This window comes from Aliivibrio sp. A6 (assembly GCF_028765505.1).
Lineage (GTDB): Bacteria > Pseudomonadota > Gammaproteobacteria > Enterobacterales > Vibrionaceae > Aliivibrio > Aliivibrio finisterrensis_A.
In genome coordinates, this window is sequence record NZ_JARACR010000020.1 from 55,090 (window position 1) to 74,933 (window position 19,844).

The 19,844-nt window shown below is 41.9% G+C and carries 20 protein-coding genes; 15 read left to right on the forward strand and 5 right to left on the reverse strand.

Going from position 1 to position 19,844, the window contains the following annotated elements; genetic code table 11:
* The 13 genes from rsmG (at window position 1) to glmU (ending at window position 11,016) form a co-directional block, all read left to right on the forward strand.
* Window positions 1-633, forward strand: coding sequence for a 16S rRNA (guanine(527)-N(7))-methyltransferase RsmG (rsmG, locus tag PVK70_RS12665; RefSeq protein WP_130048471.1), 633 nt, complete (start codon window positions 1-3; stop codon window positions 631-633).
* Window positions 634-648: 15 nt separating this feature from the next.
* Complete coding sequence (locus PVK70_RS12670; protein WP_130048470.1) at window positions 649-1,446, forward strand: ParA family protein; 798 nt, start codon at window positions 649-651, stop codon at window positions 1,444-1,446.
* Window positions 1,439-2,323, forward strand: a complete 885-nt coding sequence (locus PVK70_RS12675; RefSeq protein WP_130048469.1) for a ParB/RepB/Spo0J family partition protein — start codon at window positions 1,439-1,441, stop codon at window positions 2,321-2,323. Before PVK70_RS12670 ends, PVK70_RS12675 begins: the two co-directional genes overlap by 8 nt.
* Before the next feature lie 188 nt (window positions 2,324-2,511).
* Window positions 2,512-2,901, forward strand: coding sequence for a F0F1 ATP synthase subunit I (locus tag PVK70_RS12680; RefSeq protein WP_130045754.1), 390 nt, complete (start codon window positions 2,512-2,514; stop codon window positions 2,899-2,901).
* Window positions 2,902-2,909: 8 nt separating this feature from the next.
* Window positions 2,910-3,707, forward strand: coding sequence for a F0F1 ATP synthase subunit A (gene atpB / locus PVK70_RS12685; protein WP_130045753.1), 798 nt, complete (start codon window positions 2,910-2,912; stop codon window positions 3,705-3,707).
* Window positions 3,708-3,754: 47 nt separating this feature from the next.
* Entirely contained in the window at window positions 3,755-4,012 is a 258-nt protein-coding gene (atpE, locus tag PVK70_RS12690) for a F0F1 ATP synthase subunit C (protein ID WP_004411110.1), read from the forward strand.
* A 56-nt stretch (window positions 4,013-4,068) separates the two neighbouring features.
* Window positions 4,069-4,539: a F0F1 ATP synthase subunit B gene (atpF, locus tag PVK70_RS12695; protein WP_165366906.1), complete on the forward strand. Its 471-nt coding sequence runs from the start codon at window positions 4,069-4,071 to the stop codon at window positions 4,537-4,539.
* A gap of 17 nt (window positions 4,540-4,556) precedes the next feature.
* Window positions 4,557-5,090: a F0F1 ATP synthase subunit delta gene (gene atpH / locus PVK70_RS12700; protein ID WP_130048468.1), complete on the forward strand. Its 534-nt coding sequence runs from the start codon at window positions 4,557-4,559 to the stop codon at window positions 5,088-5,090.
* 13 nt (window positions 5,091-5,103) lie between these two features.
* Complete coding sequence (gene atpA, locus PVK70_RS12705) at window positions 5,104-6,645, forward strand: F0F1 ATP synthase subunit alpha (protein WP_130045751.1); 1,542 nt, start codon at window positions 5,104-5,106, stop codon at window positions 6,643-6,645.
* Window positions 6,646-6,690: 45 nt separating this feature from the next.
* Entirely contained in the window at window positions 6,691-7,557 is an 867-nt protein-coding gene (gene atpG / locus PVK70_RS12710) for a F0F1 ATP synthase subunit gamma (RefSeq protein WP_130045750.1), read from the forward strand.
* Between the two features lie 34 nt (window positions 7,558-7,591).
* Entirely contained in the window at window positions 7,592-8,995 is a 1,404-nt protein-coding gene (gene atpD, locus PVK70_RS12715; protein ID WP_130045749.1) for a F0F1 ATP synthase subunit beta, read from the forward strand.
* A gap of 18 nt (window positions 8,996-9,013) precedes the next feature.
* The gene (locus PVK70_RS12720; protein ID WP_130045748.1) at window positions 9,014-9,436 is read left to right on the forward strand and encodes a F0F1 ATP synthase subunit epsilon; all 423 of its coding nucleotides are present in this window, start codon (window positions 9,014-9,016) and stop codon (window positions 9,434-9,436) included.
* A gap of 221 nt (window positions 9,437-9,657) precedes the next feature.
* Window positions 9,658-11,016, forward strand: coding sequence for a bifunctional UDP-N-acetylglucosamine diphosphorylase/glucosamine-1-phosphate N-acetyltransferase GlmU (gene glmU, locus PVK70_RS12725; protein ID WP_130048467.1), 1,359 nt, complete (start codon window positions 9,658-9,660; stop codon window positions 11,014-11,016).
* 125 nt (window positions 11,017-11,141) lie between these two features.
* On the opposite strand, the gene cspE is transcribed toward glmU, so the two are convergent.
* The 5 genes from cspE to ilvG form a co-directional block, all read right to left on the reverse strand.
* Complete coding sequence (gene cspE, locus PVK70_RS12730; RefSeq protein WP_005421580.1) at window positions 11,142-11,351, reverse strand: transcription antiterminator/RNA stability regulator CspE; 210 nt, start codon at window positions 11,349-11,351, stop codon at window positions 11,142-11,144.
* 277 nt (window positions 11,352-11,628) lie between these two features.
* Window positions 11,629-13,161 (reverse strand): threonine ammonia-lyase, biosynthetic, encoded by a 1,533-nt coding sequence (gene ilvA, locus PVK70_RS12735; protein ID WP_130071955.1) that lies wholly within the window; start codon window positions 13,159-13,161, stop codon window positions 11,629-11,631.
* 5 nt (window positions 13,162-13,166) lie between these two features.
* Window positions 13,167-15,023, reverse strand: coding sequence for a dihydroxy-acid dehydratase (ilvD, locus tag PVK70_RS12740; RefSeq protein ID WP_130048465.1), 1,857 nt, complete (start codon window positions 15,021-15,023; stop codon window positions 13,167-13,169).
* 27 nt (window positions 15,024-15,050) lie between these two features.
* On the reverse strand, window positions 15,051-15,296 hold the full coding sequence (ilvM, locus tag PVK70_RS12745) for an acetolactate synthase 2 small subunit (RefSeq protein WP_061030392.1): 246 nt from the start codon (window positions 15,294-15,296) through the stop codon (window positions 15,051-15,053).
* Window positions 15,296-16,945, reverse strand: coding sequence for an acetolactate synthase 2 catalytic subunit (gene ilvG, locus PVK70_RS12750; RefSeq protein WP_130048464.1), 1,650 nt, complete (start codon window positions 16,943-16,945; stop codon window positions 15,296-15,298). The genes ilvM and ilvG overlap by 1 nt, the downstream gene beginning before the upstream one ends.
* Before the next feature lie 405 nt (window positions 16,946-17,350).
* On the opposite strand from ilvG, the gene PVK70_RS12755 reads away from it, so the two are divergent.
* Window positions 17,351-18,877 (forward strand): YifB family Mg chelatase-like AAA ATPase, encoded by a 1,527-nt coding sequence (locus tag PVK70_RS12755; protein WP_130048463.1) that lies wholly within the window; start codon window positions 17,351-17,353, stop codon window positions 18,875-18,877.
* A gap of 98 nt (window positions 18,878-18,975) precedes the next feature.
* Entirely contained in the window at window positions 18,976-19,839 is an 864-nt protein-coding gene (locus PVK70_RS12760) for an acyltransferase (protein ID WP_207216144.1), read from the forward strand.
* The last annotated feature ends 5 nt before the right edge of the window (window positions 19,840-19,844 follow it).

A 19,844-nucleotide genomic window follows, 5' to 3' on the forward strand; every position in this document is an offset into this window, starting at 1 on the left:
GTGACCGATTTATCTCAGCAATTCGATCGTTTGATTGCTCAAACTGATTTAACTGTCTCTGAATTGCAAAAAGAGCAGTTACTTGGTTATGTAGCGCTACTTCATAAGTGGAATAAAGCGTATAACCTAACGTCAGTTAGAAATCCGAGTGAAATGGTCATTAAGCATATTCTGGATAGCATTGTTGTTAGTCCAAAGTTGTCAGGTGAGCGTTTTATTGATGTTGGTACAGGTCCTGGCTTACCAGGTATCCCATTAGCTATCATGAACCCTGGAAAATCGTTTACTCTATTAGACAGCTTAGGTAAGAGAATCCGCTTTATCAAACAGGTGATTCATGAGTTAAAAATTACCAATGTCACTCCAATCCAAAGCCGTGTTGAAGAGTTTCAGCCTGAAGAAAAGTTTGATGCAGTCCTAAGTCGTGCATTTGCATCAATGACAGACATGGTTAATTGGTGTCATCATCTACCAAAAGAAGAAGATGGTGTGTTTTTGGCGTTAAAAGGGATCTATTCAGAAGATGAAGCTAATGATCTTCCAGAATGGTGCTCAGTCAAAGATGTAGCGACATTGATCGTTCCGGAGTTAGAGGGTGAAAGACATTTAGTCACCTTAACCGGAAAAAAATAATGGAATGAGGTTAGTGTGGGAAAAGTTATCTCTATTGCGAACCAGAAAGGTGGCGTAGGTAAAACAACGACAGCGGTGAATCTTGCCGCTTCAATGGCAGCAACTCATCGAAAAGTATTACTTATCGATTTAGATGCTCAAGGCAATGCGACCATGGCCAGTGGCGTTGATAAATACGATGTCGATGCCACAGCTTATGAACTTCTGGTTGATGAAGTGCCTTTTGAAAAAGTTGTAATAGAGGAAACTTCCGGGGGTTACGATCTTATTGCTGCTAATGGTGATGTTACCGCCGCTGAAATCAAATTGATGGAAGTGTTTGCGCGTGAAGTTCGCTTACGCAATATGATTGCTTCGGTTCGTGGTAACTATGATTTCATCTTTATTGATTGCCCTCCCGCTCTAAATCTCCTTACAATTAACGCCATGGCAGCATCGGATTCTGTATTGGTCCCTATGCAGTGTGAATATTACGCACTAGAGGGATTAACGGCTTTAATTGATACCATCAGTAAATTAGCCGCTGTAGTGAATGCTGATTTAAAGATCGAAGGGTTATTAAGAACCATGTACGATCCTCGTAATCGCTTAGCTAATGATGTATCAGATCAATTAAAAAAACATTTTGGGGAAAAAGTGTACCGCACTGTTATTCCTCGAAATGTACGTTTAGCAGAAGCGCCAAGTCATGGTAAACCTGCAATGTATTATGATAAATACTCTAATGGTGCAAAGGCTTACTTAGCCCTTGCCGGAGAGATAATTCGCCGTGACGAAATGGAAAAAGAAAGGGAAACAGAAATTCATGGGTAATAAACGTGGTTTAGGCAAAGGATTAGATGCCCTATTAGCAACAAGCTCTATTGCTCGTGAAAAGCAATCAGCAGCCGAACAAAGTGAATCTATCTCAAAAGATGCTCAATTAATTGAATTGGGTATTCATCAACTAAGTGCCGGCCAATACCAGCCTCGTAAAACAATGGAAGAAGAAGCCTTAGAAGAGCTTTCTGCTTCTATTCGTTCTCAAGGTATCATCCAACCGATTGTTGTTCGTCAAGTTGCTCCTCAGCAATATGAAATTATTGCGGGTGAGCGACGTTTCCGTGCTGCTAAAAAAGCAGGTCTAAAGCATGTACCCTGTGTGGTTAAATCGGTTGAAGATAAAGCCGTGATTGCAATGGCTTTAATTGAGAACATTCAACGTGAAGATCTGAATGCTATCGAAGAAGCACAAGCATTAGAGCGCTTACAGCAAGAATTTGAATTAACTCATCAACAAATTTCAGATGTTATCGGTAAATCTCGAACTACAGTAACAAACTTACTGCGTTTAAACGCATTGACTGATGAAGTTAAAGGTTTCGTTGAGAAGAAAGAACTTGAGATGGGACACGCTCGTGCATTACTAGCATTAGAGAGTAAGCAGCAAATTGAATTAGCTCATCTTGTGATTAAAAAGAGGCTGACGGTTCGTCAAACTGAACAACAAGTGAAAGCCTTATTATCTCCTAAAGCAGAGAAAGAACCAGTAAAGCAAGATTCAGAGATGATCGAGATATCGAATAAACTTACTTCTGCTCTTGGGTCTAAAGTTGTTATAAATAGAAACTCATCAGGTTCAGGTAAGGTAACGATTACCTTTGACGAGGCTCACAAATTAGAACAACTTATCGCAAAGCTAGAAAGTTAAATGTGATATAAAACGGTATTAGAAAGTAAAATTGTCTTTTACGTCGTAAAAGTTACTGCATTGTTCTCATAAATGTAACTTTTTAATGCTATTTGATTGCATTCATATGGGTGCAACGTATAATTTTTGCAAAATCTTCGCCTTGGGTTGATTTATATCAAGGCAAAGATGCTAAAAAGGAAGAATACATGGTAGTTACGCTAGCTAAACCAGGGCGTTTGCTTGCAAAGCGATTGTTATTGATTCAGCTTAGTGTCACTACAGTTATGACAATAGGGATGAGCATAGCCGTTAGTGCTAGTTGGGGAATGTCAGCATTGGTAGGGGGTAGTATTTTTATTATCGCTAATACCGTGTTTTCAAAATGTGCATTTATGTTCAGTGGAGCAAGAGCGGCTAAAATGGTTGCAGCTTTTTTCTATTTGGGTGAAGTGCTTAAAATTCTTATAACAATCGTCTTATTTTCTATTGTTTACGTGTATACAGAGGTGGAACTTGTTCCCCTCAAACTAACCTATTTGCTGGTACTGGGTAGTAATATCTTTGCACCAGTTTTCTTTATTAACAACAGGAAATAGGAAAAGTTATGTCTGCGTCAACGCCTACTGAATATATTAATCATCACCTGCAAAACCTCTCTTTAGGGAAGTTGGGCATTGTTGATGAATTAAGTTTTTGGAATGTGCATATAGACAGTTTGTTTTTTTCTGTGCTAACAGGGATGTTATTCCTTTGGGTTTTCCGTTCTGTAGCTAAGAAATCGACATCTGGAGTACCAGGTAAATTACAGTGTTTCGTTGAAATGGTGGTTGAATTCGTTGATAGCAACGTTAAAGATACTTTCCATGGAAGAAACCCGCTAGTTGCTCCATTAGCTTTGACCATATTTTGTTGGGTAATTATCATGAACGTCATGGATTTAGTTCCAATTGACTTCTTACCTTACCCTGCTGAACATTGGTTAGGTATCCCTTATCTTAAGGTGGTTCCTACTGCTGATGTAAACATTACTATGGCAATGGCTCTTGGTGTATTTGCTTTAATGATTTACTACAGCATTAAAGTGAAAGGACTTGGCGGTTTTGCAAAAGAATTAGCATTACACCCATTTAACCACTGGATAATGATCCCATTCAACCTACTAATTGAAGTTGTTTCGCTATTAGCTAAGCCTCTTTCTTTAGGTATGCGTCTGTTTGGTAACATGTTTGCTGGTGAAGTGGTATTTATTCTAATCGCTGCAATGCTACCTTGGTATTTACAATGGGTCGGTGCGTTACCTTGGGCTATCTTCCATATTTTGGTTATATTAATCCAAGCATTTGTTTTCATGATGTTAACGATAGTTTATCTATCAATGGCTCATGAAGATGGCGATCATTAATTTTAAAATTTTTAATACAACTCTATCTATTCAATTGGAGAATATAAATGGAAACCGTTCTTAGTTTTTCAGCTATCGCAGTAGCTATTATTGTTGGTCTTTGTGCTGTAGGTACAGCAATTGGTTTTGCTATTCTTGGTGGTAAGTTTCTGGAAGGCGCAGCTCGTCAACCTGAAATGGCTCCAATGCTACAAGTTAAGATGTTCATCATCGCTGGTCTATTGGATGCGGTTCCAATGATCGGTATCGTAATCGCGCTACTATTCACATTTGCTAACCCATTTGTTGGTCAACTAGCAGGCTAATCTAGCCTTTTGCTAATTGAATTTTTGTAGCTGATTCTTAACGAGGGGTAGCTGTTGTGAATATGAACGCAACTCTGCTTGGTCAAGCAATCGCTTTCGCACTGTTTGTTTGGTTCTGCATGAAATATGTATGGCCACCAATCATGGAAGCGATCGAGGCACGTCAGAAGCTAATTGCTGACGGTTTATCTGCCGCTGAACGCGCAGCTAAAGACCTTGATTTGGCACAAGCCAATGCTTCTGATCAACTGAAAGAAGCAAAACGCGCTGCAACTGAGATCATCGAACAAGCGAACAAACGTAAAGGTCAAATTTTGGATGAAGCCCGTGAAGAAGCGCTGACTGAACGTCAGAAGATTCTTACACAAGGTGAAGCAGAACTTGAATCTGAGCGCAAACGTGCACACGATGAACTGCGTAAACAAGTTGCAACTCTGGCTGTGATTGGTGCCGAGAAGATCTTAGAACGCTCTATTGATGTAGAAGCGCAAAAAGATATTCTTGATAACATCACTGCGAAATTGTAAGTAAAAGGGGGCAAGATATGTCGACAATGACAACCATCGCACGCCCCTACGCGAAAGCAGCTTTTGACTTTGCGGTCGAAAAAGGCGAATTGGACCAATGGGTTCAAATGCTAACTTTTTGTTCAGAAGTCGCGAAAAATGAAGACGTTGCTCAGTTGCTTGATGGTGCGGTTGCGCCAGAGCAGTTAGCTGAAATCTTTATTTCAATTTGTGGCGAACAACTGAACGAGTTTGGACAAAATCTAATTCATGTAATGGCTGAAAACAGCCGCCTGAAGATTTTACCTGATGTGTTAGAGCAATTTATCTTTTTCAAACATGAACTTGAAAAAGAAATTGATGCTGAAGTTACTTCAGCAATTGAGCTGACAGAGCAGCAGAAAGCTGACATTAGTGCCAAACTTGAAGCTCGTCTAGAGCGTAAAGTGAAGCTGAATTGTAGCGTAGATGAGGCCCTACTAGCTGGGGTCATAATTCGAGCCGGAGACCTAGTCATTGATAACTCAGCACGTGGCCGTTTAAGCCGCCTGAGTGAAACATTGCAGTCTTGATGGGGAATGGAGCATGCAACTTAATTCCACGGAAATTAGCGATCTAATCAAACAACGTATTGAAAAATTCAACGTTGTAAGTGAAGCTCGCAATGAAGGTACAATCGTTTCGGTAAGCGACGGTATCATTCGTATCCACGGCCTTGCAGACGTTATGCAAGGCGAAATGATTGAATTACCGGGTGGCCGTTATGCGCTAGCACTTAACCTTGAGCGTGACTCAGTTGGTGCGGTAGTAATGGGCCCATATGCTGACCTACAGGAAGGCATGAAAGTAACAGGTACTGGTCGTATCCTTGAAGTACCAGTAGGTCCTGAAATGCTAGGTCGTGTTGTAAACACACTTGGTGAGCCAATTGATGGTAAAGGCCCTATTGATGCGAAATTGACTTCTCCAGTAGAAGTGATTGCACCTGGTGTAATCGATCGTAAATCAGTAGACCAACCTGTACAGACTGGCTATAAGTCAGTTGACTCAATGATCCCAATCGGCCGTGGTCAGCGTGAGCTAATCATCGGTGACCGTCAGACTGGTAAAACAGCAATGGCGATCGATGCGATCATTAACCAGAAAAATTCTGGTATTTACTCAATCTATGTTGCGATTGGCCAAAAGGCATCAACAATTGCTAACGTAGTTCGCAAATTAGAAGAGCACGGTGCGTTAGCTAACACTATCGTTGTTGTTGCTTCTGCTTCTGAATCTGCTGCGCTGCAATACCTTGCACCGTACTCAGGTTGTGCGATGGGTGAATACTTCCGTGACCGCGGTGAAGATGCACTGATTGTTTATGATGACCTATCTAAGCAAGCAGTAGCTTATCGTCAAATTTCTCTACTACTGAAACGTCCACCGGGTCGTGAAGCATTCCCTGGTGACGTATTCTATTTACACTCTCGTCTACTAGAGCGTGCTGCTCGTGTAAGCGAAGCGTATGTTGAGAAATTCACTAATGGTGAAGTGAAAGGTAAAACAGGTTCTTTAACTGCCCTACCTATCATCGAAACTCAAGCTGGTGACGTATCTGCATTCGTACCAACCAACGTAATCTCGATTACTGATGGTCAGATCTTCCTACAAACAGAACTGTTCACCGCTGGTGTTCGTCCTGCGGTAGATCCAGGTATCTCTGTATCTCGTGTAGGTGGTGCTGCGCAAACTAAGATCATTAAGAAACTGTCTGGTGGTATTCGTACCGCGCTTGCACAGTATCGTGAACTTGCAGCGTTTGCTCAGTTCTCATCTGATCTTGATGACGCGACTAAAAAGCAACTTGATCACGGTGAAAAAGTAACTGAACTTATGAAACAAAAGCAGTACGCTCCAATGTCTGTTTTTGATCAAGCGTTAGTTATCTTTACAGCTGAGAAAGGCTATTTGAATGATGTTGAGCTTTCTAAGCTTGCAGATTTTGAAGAAGCTCTGCTGTCGTATGCTCGTGGTCAATTTGCCGATCTAGCAACAGAGATCGACTCATCGGGTGCTTGGAATAATGAAATTGAAGCTCAGTTCGTGAAACTGGTTGAAGATTTCAAAGCAACCCAGACCTGGTAATTCGTTGGTGACCTGTTATGGGTCACCCGAAAACGGAGAGTAACGATGGCCGGTGCGAAAGAGATTCGTAACAAGATCGGGAGTGTAAAAAGCACTCAAAAGATCACGAAAGCAATGGAAATGGTAGCCGCTTCTAAAATGCGTCGCTCGCAAGAGTCGATGGCTGCGTCTCGTCCATATGCTGACACAATACGTAAAGTAATCGGTCATTTAGCGCTTGGTAGCCTCGAGTATCGTCATCCGTATCTTGAGGAACGCGAAGCTAAGCGCGTTGGTTACATTGTTATTTCTAGTGATCGTGGTTTGTGTGGTGGCTTAAACATTAACTTGTTTAAGAAAGTCATGACAGAAATGAAAGCATGGTCAAAAGATGGTGTTGAAATTGATTTAGCCGTTATTGGCTCTAAAGCAACAGCATTTTTTAACAGCTATGGCGGTAACGTTATTGCTCAAAACTCTGGCTTAGGTGATAACCCAAGTCTTGAAGAATTGATCGGTAGTGTTGGCGTTATGCTAAAGAAATACGATGAAGGCCAGCTGGATCGCCTATATGTAGTGAACAATAAGTTCATTAACACTATGGTGCAAGAGCCAGCAATTGACCAATTACTTCCTTTGCCTAAATCTGAAGATGAAGCAATGAAACGTACTCATTCTTGGGATTACATTTATGAACCTGAGCCTAAACTACTGCTAGATACATTATTGGTTCGATACGTTGAATCACAAGTATATCAAGGTGTAGTTGAAAACTTAGCGTGTGAACATGTAGCGCGAATGATTGCGATGAAAGCAGCGACTGATAACGCTGGTGACATTATTGATGAACTGCAACTTGTGTATAACAAAGCCCGTCAATCGGCGATTACACAAGAGCTTTCAGAAATTGTTTCAGGCGCATCAGCGGTTTAAGCAATAGGTATTTAAACAGTTTAGAGGATTAACGATGACTACAGGTAAGATCGTACAGATCATCGGTGCGGTAGTCGATGTAGAGTTCCCACAAGGCAATGTACCTCGTGTATACGATGCTTTGAATGTTGTTGATGCAAAAGAACGTCTTGTTCTTGAAGTGCAACAGCAAATCGGTGGCGGCGTAGTGCGCTGTATCGTAATGGGTAGCTCAGATGGTTTACGTCGTGGCTTAACAGTAGAAAATACTGGCGCGCCAATTACTGTTCCAGTGGGTACTAAAACTTTAGGCCGTATCATGAACGTTCTTGGTGACGCGATTGATGAGTGTGGCGAGATTGGTGCTGAAGAGCATTATTCAATTCACCGCGAAGCGCCTAGCTATGAAGAGCAGTCTAACTCGACTGAACTTCTAGAGACGGGTGTTAAGGTAATCGACTTAATTTGTCCATTCGCTAAGGGTGGTAAAATCGGTCTATTCGGTGGTGCTGGTGTAGGTAAGACTGTCAACATGATGGAACTTATCAACAACATCGCACTACAACACTCTGGCCTATCTGTATTTGCAGGTGTAGGTGAGCGTACTCGTGAAGGTAATGATTTCTACTTTGAAATGCAGGAAGCTGGTGTTGTAAACATCGAGAAACCTGAAGAATCAAAAGTAGCAATGGTTTACGGTCAAATGAACGAGCCACCAGGTAACCGTCTACGTGTTGCACTGACTGGTCTAACAATGGCAGAGCGTTTCCGTGACGAAGGTCGTGACGTACTGTTGTTCGTTGATAACATTTACCGTTATACACTAGCAGGTACTGAAGTATCAGCACTGTTAGGTCGTATGCCATCAGCGGTAGGTTACCAACCTACTCTAGCTGAAGAGATGGGTGTTCTTCAGGAGCGTATCACTTCAACTCGTAGTGGTTCTATCACTTCAGTTCAAGCGGTATATGTACCTGCGGATGACTTAACGGATCCATCTCCAGCAACAACGTTTGCTCACTTAGATGCGACAGTTGTACTTAACCGTAATATCGCTTCAATGGGTCTATACCCAGCGATTGACCCGTTAGACTCAACATCTCGTCAACTTGATCCACTTGTTGTTGGTCAAGAGCACTATGATATCGCTCGTGGCGTTCAATCGACACTTCAGCGCTATAAAGAGCTAAAAGACATCATCGCTATCCTAGGTATGGACGAGCTATCTGAAGAAGATAAGCAAGTAGTATCTCGTGCTCGTAAGATTGAGAAATTCTTAACTCAACCTTACCACGTAGCAGAAGTATTCACCGGTGACCCAGGTATTTACGTACCACTTAAAGACACATTAGCTGGCTTTAAAGGTCTATTAGCGGGTGATTACGATGACGTTCCTGAGCAAGCCTTCATGTACTGCGGTAAGATTGAAGACGCGCTTGAGAAGGCGAAGAAGCTATAAGGCTGATTAGGAGGCGATATGGCAGCAATGACCTTTCACCTGGACGTTGTAAGTGCTGAGCAGAAATTATTCTCAGGACTAGTAGAAACGATGCAGGTGACCGGTAGCGAGGGTGAACTTGGTATTTTCCATGGGCACGCACCGCTGCTGACCGCTATCACGCCTGGTATGGTGCGTATTGTTAAACAACATGGTCACGAAGAGTACATTTATGTCTCTGGTGGCATTGTTGAGGTTCAACCTGGTTCGGCTACTGTTCTTGCAGATACCGGTATCCGTGGTGAAGACCTAGACGCAGCTAAGGCAGAAGAAGCTAAACGCAAGGCTGAAGAGAACATCAAAAATCAGCATGGCGACATTAACTTCGCTCAAGCGGCCAGTGATTTGGCTAAAGCGATCGCACAGCTTCGAGTTATCGAGCTGACAAAACGTTCGCGTTAATCAAGCACCATTAGAAAGAAGGCGACCTATTTTGGTCGCCTTTTCTTTATTGAATGTTAATATTCTTATTTATCCACATGTTAATTCCATTAATCATTACTTTGTATTTAACTCAGTAGTCAGTAATGGATTTAGTATTTTGATTTCCACTAGCTAGGTAAATGGTATCGATACAGAGTTAGAGTCGATACCAGTTAGCATAATAATAGAATGGGCTTTTCATGAAATTCAGTGCAGTAATTTTAGCAGCGGGTAAAGGCACTCGCATGTACTCAAACAAACCTAAAGTACTTCATACTTTAGCGGGTAAACCAATGGCGAAGCATGTAATTGATACATGTGAGGGCCTTGGTGCTCAAAACATTCACTTAGTTTATGGTCACGGTGGTGATCAGATGAAAGCTGAGTTGGGTGAAGAGCGTGTTCAATGGGTACTTCAAGCTGAACAATTAGGTACTGGCCATGCTGTAAATCAAGCGGCACCAGAGTTTGCTGATGATGAGAAAGTATTAGTCTTATATGGTGATGTTCCACTTATTAGCACTGAAACCGTTGAGAATTTATTAGAAGCTCAACCAACAGGTGGTATTGCACTACTTACCGTTGTTTTAGATAACCCTATGGGCTATGGACGTATTATTCGTCGTAATGGTCCTGTGATTGCGATTGTAGAGCAAAAAGATGCGACGGAAGAACAGAAGTTAATTAAAGAGATTAACACAGGCGTAATGGTTGCGACTGGCGGTGATTTGAAACGTTGGTTAGCGGCACTTAAAAATGAAAACGCTCAGGGTGAATATTACCTTACCGATATCATTGCTGCAGCTCATGATGAAGGTCGTGCAGTAGAAGCTGTTCATCCAGTAAGCCCTATTGAAGTTGAAGGCGTGAATGATCGTGCTCAATTAGCTCGTTTAGAAAGAGCATTTCAATTAGCGCAAGCACAAAAGCTATTAGAACAAGGCGTTATGCTTCGCGATCCTAGCCGTTTTGATCTTAGAGGATCATTGCAATGCGGTATGGATATTGAGATCGATGCCAACGTGATCATTGAAGGTAATGTGACGATCGGTGATAACGTTGTTATCGGAGCTGGCTGTGTACTTAAAGATTGTGAGATTGATGATAATACAGTTATTCGCCCATACAGTGTGATTGAAGGTGCTACTGTTGGTGAAGATTGTACCGTTGGCCCATTTACTCGCTTACGCCCAGGCGCTGAGCTTTGTAATGATGCTCATGTAGGTAATTTCGTTGAAGTGAAGAATGTTCGTTTAGGTGAAGGTTCTAAAGCGAACCACTTAACTTACCTAGGTGATGCAGAAATAGGTAAACGTGTAAATGTAGGTGCAGGTGTGATCACATGTAACTACGATGGTGCGAATAAATTTAAGACGATTATTGGTGATGATGTGTTTGTTGGTTCTGATAGCCAGCTTATTGCGCCTATTACCGTAGCCAATGGTGCAACGGTTGGTGCTGGTTCTACAGTGACTAAAGATGTTGCGGAGAATGAGCTTTATATCAGCCGAGCTAAAGAGCGCCGTATTGCTAATTGGCAGCGTCCAACTAAAAAATAATTAATAGGCAACCTATTGATAGTAAAAAGAAGCCATTAGGCTTCTTTTTTTTTATACCAGTCTATAGGCAAAAAAAATGCTGACCGAAGTCAGCATTTTTTAAAATTCTATTCGAAAAATTCGAATTAAGCTGGAGTAACGTCTGCAGCTTGTGGGCCTTTTTGACCTTGTTCAACAGTGAAAGTTACCGCTTGGCCTTCTTTCAGAGTTTTGAAACCTTCAGTTGCGATAGCACGGAAGTGAACGAATACGTCAGCGCCGCCGTTATCTTGAGTAATGAAACCGAAACCTTTCTCTTCGTTGAACCACTTAACGATACCAGTTGATTTAGACATAATAAATCCTAATTTTTTTAAATTAAATAATTCGCATAATGCGAAGTTGTAGCCATAAAGAATTATTTATTTGAGGTAAAACATATGTATAAAAAGCTTCAAGCATAACTGGTAAAGCAGTATAACGAAGGTTTCAAAAGCATAATATTACAGATAAATAGGTCTGTTTACAGGCCGAGAAAAATAATAGCATTTTTTAACCGATTGTATAGTAGAATTTCAAAAATGAATGAAAATAAGGCTAAAAAATTATTAGCCTTATAAATGCCATACGCTATTAAGATAAAAAGAACTGATAAGCAGGGTTATCTGTTTCATCCTTACATTGGTAGCCTAACTCTTTGAGGTGCTTTGAGAAATCAAAGAGATCGCTATCATCTAGTTCAAAGCCACATAACACACGTCCATAATCAGCCCCGTGATTGCGATAATTGAACAAACTTATATTCCAATGTGTGCCTAAAGTGCTTAAGAATTTAACCAGTGCACCGGGGTATTCTGGAAATTCAAAACTGTATAAACGCTCTTTTAAGGGTTTAGATGGCTTTCCACCAATCATATAACGGATATGCAGTTTCGCCATTTCATTGTCAGAGAGATCCACAACAGGGTAATCGCCTTGCTGTAAATCACTAATAATATTATCGAGCTCTTGCTGCCCTTCTTGTAAGCGAACACCGACAAAAATATTGGCTTGTTTGTCATCATTATAACGGTAGTTGAATTCCGTTACGGCTCTGCCGCCAATCAGGTTACAAAACTCAAAGAAAGCGCCTTGACGTTCAGGGATCGTTACCGCTAATAGGCCTTCTCGTTTTTCACCTAATTCACAGCGCTCGGAGACGTAACGTAAACCATGAAAATTGGTATTGGCACCAGAAAGTACCGTCCCTAGTTGTTTATTTTCTAGTTGATGTTTATCGGCAAATTTTTTCAATCCAGCTAATGCTAAAGCACCTGATGGCTCTGCGATTGCGCGAGTGTCTTCAAAAATATCTTTAACCGCCGCACAGATTTCATCACTGGATACCGTAATATGACCATCTAGGTATTTTTGGCATAAACGGAAGGTTTCATCACCAATGCGTTTTACGGCGACACCATCAGCAAACATACTGACTTGATTAAGAATGACAGGCTCACCTGCATCTAGTGCCGCTTTTAAACAGGCAGAGTCTTCGGGCTCAACGGCAATGACTTTGATGTCAGGCATTAACTGTTTAATAAGAACAGCAACTCCTGCTGCTAAACCGCCACCCCCAACAGGAACAAAGATATAATCGAGATGGCCATTTTGTTGCAGCATCTCCATTCCTATTGTCCCTTGGCCAGCAATGACTAATGGGTGGTCGAACGGAGGAACAAACGTATAACCGTGAAGTTCAGATAAACGTTCAGCTTCGGCTTTTGCTTCATCAAAGTTACTGCCATGAAGTACGACATTACCACCAAATCCTTTTACGGCTTCAACTTTAATATCTGGGGTGGTTTTAGGCATAACGATAGTCGTTTGAATACCTAATTTAGTGCCTGATAACGCCATGCCTTGAGCATGATTTCCAGCAGAGGCTGCAATCACTCCGGCTTTTTTTTGTTCTTCAGTTAAGTTCGAGACCATATTATAAGCGCCACGAAGTTTAAAAGAATGAACAGGCTGGCGATCTTCTCGTTTTAGTTGCACTCGGTTACTAATACGTTCTGATAAACGAGGCATATCTTGAAATGGCGTTACTGTGGCAACTTCATAGATAGGCGCTCGTAAGATCTGACGCAGATATTCTGCGCCAGTTTGATTAGAAGGTGTTGTCATAAGTTCTATCCTTCTAATTTTGATTTATCACGTACCGCGCCTTTATCTGCACTGGTTGCCATGCTTGCATAGGCTTTTAGTGCAAAAGAGACTTCACGTTGACGATTAACAGGCTTCCAGCCCTGATCATTTTGTTTCTCACGGCGCTGTTGAAGTTCTGATTCTGAAACGTCGAGGGTAATTGAGCGGTTTGGAATATCAATGGTAATGATGTCACCGGAATTAACTAAACCAATGGTGCCACCACTTGCAGCTTCTGGAGATACATGGCCAATAGACAGACCTGAAGTGCCACCAGAGAAGCGGCCATCAGTAAGAAGCGCGCATGCTTTACCTAGTCCCATCGATTTAAGATAAGTAGTTGGGTACAGCATTTCTTGCATTCCAGGGCCGCCTTTAGGTCCTTCGTAGCGAATAACCACAACTTCCCCAGCTTTTACTTTTCCGCCTAGAATACCTTCTACAGCACTGTCTTGGCTTTCAAATACAATCGCAGGGCCTTGGAATTTTAGATTATCTTCATCGACACCTGCCGTTTTGACAATACAGCCATCGATTGCAATATTGCCAGAAAGGACCGCTAGGCCACCTTCTTGGCTAAAAGCGTTCTCTTTTGTTCGAATACAGCCATTTTCGCGATCGTCATCTAGGCGATCCCAACGGCAATCTTGTGAGAAAGCTTTGGTGGTTCGAATGCCAGCAGGACCTGCGCGGAAGAACTTAAGTACCGCTTCATCTTCAGTTTGCATAATGTCGTATTGGGCTAGCTGTTCTTTCATTGTTAAGCCAAGTACGGTATTGGTATCACCATTAAGTAGGCCTGCACGATCTAATTCACCAAGAATAGCCATAACACCACCAGCACGGTGAACGTCTTCCATATGATATTTAGGCGTTGATGGAGCGACTTTACATAGGTGAGGTACACGACGAGACATTTCATCAATGTCACCCATATCAAAATCAATATCGCCCTCTTGAGCTGACGCAAGAAGGTGAAGAACGGTATTACTTGATCCCCCCATTGCAATATCAAGTGCCATCGCATTTTCAAACGCAGCACGGTTCGCAATATTGCGTGGTAATGCGGAATCATCCCCTTGCTCATAATAGCGTTTCGTTAATTCAACGACACGTTTACCGGCATTGATAAACAGTTGTTCACGATCAGCGTGAGTAGCTAGCATTGAGCCATTACCCGGTTGAGATAAACCAAGTGCTTCAGTTAGGCAGTTCATCGAGTTAGCCGTAAACATACCAGAACAAGAACCACAAGTTGGGCATGCAGAGCGCTCTACTTGCTCACTTTGTTCATCAGAGATAGTTGGATCTGCGCCTTGGATCATCGCATCAACAAGATCAAGTTTGATGATTTGATCTGAAAGTTTAGTTTTACCCGCCTCCATTGGGCCACCAGAAACAAAGATCACTGGAATATTAAGACGCATTGCCGCCATCATCATTCCCGGAGTGATTTTGTCACAGTTAGAGATGCAGACCATCGCATCGGCACAGTGTGCATTTACCATGTATTCAACAGAGTCTGCGATCAGTTCACGTGATGGTAGAGAATAAAGCATACCGCCGTGGCCCATCGCAATGCCATCATCAACAGCGATGGTATTAAACTCTTTAGCGATACCGCCGGCTTTTTCAATTTCACCAGCAACTAACTGTCCCATGTCTTTTAAATGAACGTGACCCGGAACAAATTGAGTGAATGAGTTAACAACAGCGATGATTGGTTTGCCAAAATCTTCTTCTTTTACCCCTGTTGCACGCCATAATGCACGTGCGCCAGCCATATTACGGCCATGGGTGGTGGTGGCTGAACGGTATTTATTTTTAGGTGCTGTAGACATGGTCATTAATCCTTTAAATTTTTAATCTTATGCGCGATTCAAGGTAGATACATGAACCGCGGTAATATCCCAAAGTTTTTCAATTTGATTGGTAAGAAGGCTGATTGGACGATCGCTTTCTACGATAATTTCGATAGCCGCAACACCACTGGCTTGGTTTTGAGTCGCTAATACTTGTTTGATAGCAAAACCACGGTGGCGAATAACACGTAATACACGCTCTAGTAATACCGGCTTATCAGTGGCTTCAATTTCTAAAATATAACGTTGCATTATTCACCCTCTACCATGTCTTGATTTGCTGCGCCTGGCGGAACCAATGGCCACACATTTTCTTCTTCAGAGATCAGTACGTGTAATAAATACGCGGTCTTGCTTTCAAGCATCTCTTTTAAGGCTGGCTCAACTTCTTCTTTTGTCGTGATGGTTTTACCTGGAATATCAAATGCTGCAGCCAGTGCAACAAAATCAGGGTTATCATCTAGAATCGTCTCACTGTGGCGACCATCAAAAAATAGTGACTGCCATTGGCGAACCATACCTAGACGTTGGTTATTGAGCAGTACCATTTTTACGGGAATTTGTTTGCGTTTGATGGTTCCAAGTTCTTGAATATTCATCATGAACGAACCATCGCCTGAGATCAGAATGGATTGATCATCGGGACGAGCCACTTTAGCGCCCATTGCCGCAGGTAAGCCAAAACCCATGGTGCCGAGACCGGCAGAAGTTAAGTAATTCTCAGGAGCACGTGGTTGAATATGTTGCGCTGCCCACATTTGGTGCTGGCCAACATCGGTAGCGACAATTGAGCTATCTGGCATCATGTCAGATAACTGCTTTAATAACAGCGGAGCGTAGATTAGTTCACAGGGATGATCATAACGCCATTTAAATTCAGTACGCAGCGCTGATACATGATCTAACCAAGGCGTTAAATCTTGAGAGGTATTTAACTGCGGTAAGATGGCATTAATATCGCCACGTAATGTGGAGTGAGCGTGACGAAGTTTATTGAACTCTGCAGCATCAATATCGATATGAATGACTTTGGCGTGGGGAGCGAAGCTTTCTAGCTTTCCTGTTACACGATCATCAAAACGAGCACCGACAACAAGCAATAGATCGGACTCTTGAACGACAAGGTTAGCAGCCTTAGTTCCGTGCATTCCTACCATGCCTAAATAGTATGGGTCATGACGCTCAATTGACCCTAACCCTTTAAGCGTACTAACAGAAGGCATTGGATTGTGACGTAAAAATTCACGAACAGAATCAGTAGCATGAGCAAGTTGCACACCACCACCAACAACATATAATACTGGTTTAGCGCTGTTTTTTAGTATCGCTTCAGCAGTTTCAATACTCTCTGGTGACGCAACAGGAATTGCTGGTGGTTGAAAGTGAGGAAGCGTCGTTACAGGCGCTTCAGCAACCTGAACATCTTTTGCTATATCAATAAGAACCGGGCCGGGACGACCTGTTTTAGCCACTTCAAACGCTTCTGCAATAACAGGAGCGAGTTCATTGATATCAGTAACAAGGTAACTGTGCTTAGTACAAGAGAGAGACATCCCGATGACATCCATTTCTTGGAAAGCATCAGTACCGATTAAATGACTGGCAACTTGACCTGTAATAGCGACAAGAGGAATGGAATCAAGCATGGCATCAGCAAGGCCGGTAATGAGGTTAGTAGCTCCTGGTCCAGACGTCGCTAAGCAAACAGCCACGTCTTTTGTTGAGCGAGCCATTCCGATAGCTGCCATTGCTGCACCTTGCTCATGACGGCACAAGATATGTTCTACACCACCATCGTACAGCGCATCATAAATAGGCATTATTGCGCCACCGGGATACCCAAAGACTGTTTTTATTCCTTCATCTCTTAAGGCTTTTACTACTAACTGTGAGCCATTCATACACTATCGCTCCCTGCGTGAGTGGTTGTTTCTCTATTCTTGCACATCATGTGCTCCCATTTCTTCCTGAATCTATAAAAAAACCCCCTTGCTTGTAAGCTTGGGGGTTTTAAGTGTGCGTTGCTATTGCGACTTTTTGCTCACTCATCCCCGCGCGGTGACTAGAATCACCACGAGAATGTTAATAATTAGAATATTCAGTTGAGCAACAAAAGTCATTTAATCTGTCCGTAAGCGTGTTTTTTTTGATAATTCGTTACATTAACTTAGTGGTAACACAGACATGGCTCTCATGACAAGAAAAAACTCTCATTTTATTCACAATTCTCGTTCATTTAGCGCTTATATATAACAAATCAATAAAAAGCGTCGAAATAGTCGCTTTATAAATCATTGGGTAGGGAAATGGGATTAGCAATAATACACAGTCGAGCATGTGTTGGTGTTGAAGCACCAGAGGTAACGGTTGAGGTTCATATCAGTAATGGAATGCCGGGATTTAGTTTAGTTGGATTACCTGAAACCACAGTTAAAGAAGCGAAAGATAGGGTAAGAAGCGCCATTATTAATGCTAACTTTGAATTTCCATCAAAGCGGATCACGGTGAATTTAGCTCCGGCGGATTTACCTAAAGAAGGAGGGCGGTTTGATCTTCCGATTGCGCTTGGCATTCTTGCTGCTTCAGATCAAATACCAGAAACGAAATTGGATGGGCATGAGTTCGTGGGAGAACTTGCTCTTTCTGGTGAGTTGCGTCGAGTAAAAGGCGTGTTACCCGCAGCTTTAGCCTCATTAAAATCTAATCGGTGCTTAGTGGTTCCTGATGAAAATGGTGATCAGGCTGCGTTGGTTGGAAAAGATATCCATAAATCAGCCCCTCATTTGTTATCGGTGTGCGGTTTCCTTTGTGGGCAGCAGCAACTTGGATTATTAACGTCTGAAAAAATAGAACAAGAAGTGGAGGCAATGGAGCGAGATCTACAAGATATTATTGGCCAACAACAAGGTAAACGAGCGTTAGAAATCGCTGCAGCAGGAGGTCATAATTTATTGTATCTCGGTCCTCCTGGGACAGGCAAAACCATGCTGGCTTCTCGGATGAGTGATCTATTACCTGAGATGACCAATGATGAGGCATTAGAAACTGCGGCTGTGGCTTCATTAACTCATCAAAATATTACAGAATCTAATTGGCGATCGCGTCCCTTTCGTTCTCCGCATCACTCTAGCTCTATGGCCGCGTTAGTTGGTGGTGGTTCGATACCAAGACCGGGAGAGATCTCGTTAGCCCATAATGGGATTCTATTTTTAGATGAAATGCCAGAATTTGAGAGAAAAGTGCTCGATTCATTGCGTGAGCCTTTAGAGTCAGGCGAAATTGTCATTTCTCGTGCAGCGAGTAAGACACGGTTTCCTGCTCGTTTTCAATTAATAGGTGCATTAAATCCAAGTCCTACGGGCTATTACGAAGGTAATCAAACTCGTACTAATCCGCAGCTTATTTTGCGCTACTTAAATCGTATATCAGGTCCGCTGCTTGATCGCTTTGATATGTCTTTAGAGATCCCTTTATTACCTAAAGGAACCTTAACGGAAGGGGGAGATAGAGGAGAATCAACTCAAACCGTGAAAGAAAGAGTGATTTTAGCTCGAATGCGAATGCTTAAACGCAGTAATAAAATTAATGCTTTATTGGGTAGTCGAGAAATAGAACAGTATTGCCCATTACATAAAGATGATGCGGCTTTTTTAGAGAATACGCTACATCAGTTAGGCCTTTCTATTCGTGCTTATCATCGGATCATTAAAGTAGCGAGAACGATTGCTGATTTAGCGAATGAAGAGCACATTCAACGTATTCATTTAGCCGAAGCGGTAGGTTATCGCGCCATGGATAGGCTTTTAAAGCAACTGACAGCACAAGCGGTTTAAGGTCACTTATGCTGATACGGATAAAACTTATTAACAATATTAAGTGAGGCTTGTTATTATATGCGCAATTTTCACTCTGTTAATAAATGAAGAATCCTATGTTTGCTAATATTCGGCTGGTTATCAGTGTTTTGCTTGTTATGCTTAATACAGCGTTAACCTCTTTAATTATCAGCTTTTTTGCTGTGATTAAGTTACTTCTTCCTGTTGCTATCGTAAAAAAAATCACAGTATCTATGGCAAACAAAACATTATGGGGTTGGGCAACACTAAACCTATGGATGCTTAATATTAACAATACTATAGAGTGGAAAATTGAAGGTGGTGAAAGCTTATCTCAAGATAACTGGTATTTATTGCTTTCGAATCATGTGAGTTGGGCTGATATCGTGATTTTATCTTCAGTAATGAAAGATAAGATCCCAATGACTAAGTTCTTTTTAAAGTATGAATTACTTTATGTCCCTTTTGTCGGTTTGGCGTGTTGGGGGGCTGATATGCCATTCATGCGCCGAGATCCTGAGCGTCGTGAAGATGATTTTAATGCGATAAAGAAGTCGTGTGAAAACTTCCGAGCAGTACCAACAACCGTGGTTAACTTTGTTGAAGGGACTCGTGCAACGCCTGAAAAATTACTGGAAGCTCGAACGCCTTATCAGCATTTATTTAAGCCTAAGATTGGTGGCATTGCTTTTACGTTATCTGCGATGGGAGAATTGTTTGATGGTATTGTTGATGTGACGCTTGCGTATCCAGAGAACCAAAATTCGCCATTTATCGATATGTTGCAAGGGAAATTAACTAAAGTCGTTGTTCGTATTAATTTGCATCCTAATGATGAAAAGGTAAATGGAGACTACTTTGGTGATAAGGCCTTTAAGCGTGGCTTTCATAAGTGGGTAAATGACTTATGGAAAGAGAAGGACGACTATCTACAAGGTGTTCTAAAAAATAAAGAATAAAAAAA

Bases quoted from the DNA above. Each gene is read 5' to 3' on its own strand.
- ilvD (WP_130048465.1), bottom strand. From the start codon at position 15,023: ATGTCTACAGCACCTAAAAATAAATACCGTTCAGCCACCACCACCCAT.
- PVK70_RS12720 (WP_130045748.1), top strand. From the start codon at position 9,014: ATGGCAGCAATGACCTTTCACCTGGACGTTGTAAGTGCTGAGCAGAAA.
- atpE (WP_004411110.1), top strand. From the start codon at position 3,755: ATGGAAACCGTTCTTAGTTTTTCAGCTATCGCAGTAGCTATTATTGTT.
- glmU (WP_130048467.1), top strand. From the start codon at position 9,658: ATGAAATTCAGTGCAGTAATTTTAGCAGCGGGTAAAGGCACTCGCATG.
- atpA (WP_130045751.1), top strand. From the start codon at position 5,104: ATGCAACTTAATTCCACGGAAATTAGCGATCTAATCAAACAACGTATT.
- PVK70_RS12680 (WP_130045754.1), top strand. From the start codon at position 2,512: ATGGTAGTTACGCTAGCTAAACCAGGGCGTTTGCTTGCAAAGCGATTG.
- PVK70_RS12755 (WP_130048463.1), top strand. From the start codon at position 17,351: ATGGGATTAGCAATAATACACAGTCGAGCATGTGTTGGTGTTGAAGCA.
- ilvG (WP_130048464.1), bottom strand. From the start codon at position 16,945: ATGAATGGCTCACAGTTAGTAGTAAAAGCCTTAAGAGATGAAGGAATA.
- ilvA (WP_130071955.1), bottom strand. From the start codon at position 13,161: ATGACAACACCTTCTAATCAAACTGGCGCAGAATATCTGCGTCAGATC.
- ilvM (WP_061030392.1), bottom strand. From the start codon at position 15,296: ATGCAACGTTATATTTTAGAAATTGAAGCCACTGATAAGCCGGTATTA.
- atpH (WP_130048468.1), top strand. From the start codon at position 4,557: ATGTCGACAATGACAACCATCGCACGCCCCTACGCGAAAGCAGCTTTT.
- cspE (WP_005421580.1), bottom strand. From the start codon at position 11,351: ATGTCTAAATCAACTGGTATCGTTAAGTGGTTCAACGAAGAGAAAGGT.
- atpG (WP_130045750.1), top strand. From the start codon at position 6,691: ATGGCCGGTGCGAAAGAGATTCGTAACAAGATCGGGAGTGTAAAAAGC.
- PVK70_RS12760 (WP_207216144.1), top strand. From the start codon at position 18,976: ATGTTTGCTAATATTCGGCTGGTTATCAGTGTTTTGCTTGTTATGCTT.
- atpD (WP_130045749.1), top strand. From the start codon at position 7,592: ATGACTACAGGTAAGATCGTACAGATCATCGGTGCGGTAGTCGATGTA.
- PVK70_RS12675 (WP_130048469.1), top strand. From the start codon at position 1,439: ATGGGTAATAAACGTGGTTTAGGCAAAGGATTAGATGCCCTATTAGCA.
- atpB (WP_130045753.1), top strand. From the start codon at position 2,910: ATGTCTGCGTCAACGCCTACTGAATATATTAATCATCACCTGCAAAAC.